This window comes from Bacillus sp. 7_6_55CFAA_CT2, assembly GCF_000238655.1.
GTDB lineage: Bacteria > Bacillota > Bacilli > Bacillales > Bacillaceae_G > Bacillus_A > Bacillus_A cereus.
Window position 1 is genome coordinate 1 of record NZ_JH414716.1, and the last position, 678, is coordinate 678.

The window sequence follows — 678 nt, forward strand, 5'->3', positions numbered from 1 at the left end:
TCTTTTGAAATTTCCTGTGTCATTAGCCCTTTTTACTACATATTTTATGTATAAATTGTTTTAGGGAGAGGGATAATTCATGGCATTGACTGTAAATGATATTTGTATCGATGTGTGTCTTAAAGTTACGCTTACTCCTGGGGGTGGGGCAGAATCAGTTGTAAGTGGTGGAGAGGAATGCGGATCTAGCCCAGGTATAGTAATTAATCCTGATGGCTCAATTACTATTATATTGCCATTAGTAGCTTGTTTCTCAATTACATTAAATGACGACATAAGTGTTGGAACGTCTTTAACAAGCTTGTCCTTTAAAACTTCTTAAGTGAGGTACTAATTTTATAGTGTTACAGAGTAATGAAATTCTATTGAAAGGTCTCCTTAGGAGCCTTTCTTTTTTTATGGTGATCTTTTAGAGGGAGTGTGAGAAAGGAGTTTACTCAAACAAGATAAAGACACCCTAAGGTGCCTTCTCTTGTTGTGGTAAATAAGAAGTAAGGTTTCTAAGATAACTGAAAAAATAGAACAGGTGCTTAGATTTTTATCACGTATTTTTTTGCTGAATGAACATGCATTATTATATATCACCATAAATACCTCTATTTTCCATTTGATAAAATAAATTACAAATATTTACAAAATTTAAATAAATATTTCTACAAAATTGAAAATATTTACAAA

At 31.6% G+C, this 678-nt stretch carries 1 protein-coding gene; it reads left to right on the top strand.

Annotated elements, in window-relative coordinates; genetic code table 11:
* The first annotated feature begins 79 nt into the window (after positions 1-79).
* A complete protein-coding gene (locus tag HMPREF1014_RS27145) occupies positions 80-322 on the top strand; it encodes a hypothetical protein (protein ID WP_001229530.1) in 243 nt (80 codons plus the stop codon).
* Positions 323-678 lie beyond the last annotated feature (356 nt).